General features: G+C 27.4%; 1 protein-coding gene. It reads right to left on the bottom strand.

Features of this window, described 5'->3' with window-relative positions:
* Positions 1-230 (bottom strand): hypothetical protein (locus tag SB786_RS37960; RefSeq protein WP_410731807.1); only part of this gene is annotated, 230 nt, incomplete at both ends.

Genomic DNA, 230 nt, shown 5'->3' on the forward strand with positions numbered 1-230 from the left:
CCAATCCATATGTTTTTGATTTCCAATTATTATTTCATTAGCATGATTAGCATTAATAGGTGTAGCCCATTTCGCAGGTCTATTGTTTGTTATAGATTCCTCATTTATAAGGTAATCGATAAAACATTTTTCAATAAAAGTCTCCCAAGCTATAAAAATTCTTAAAAATGCAGATTCAGCAATAAATTCTCTTAAATTTCGTGATGAAATTTTATAACTTCCATTTCTAT

This window comes from Burkholderia sp. SIMBA_062 (genome assembly GCF_046534765.1).
Classification (GTDB): Bacteria; Pseudomonadota; Gammaproteobacteria; order Burkholderiales; family Burkholderiaceae; genus Burkholderia; species Burkholderia ambifaria.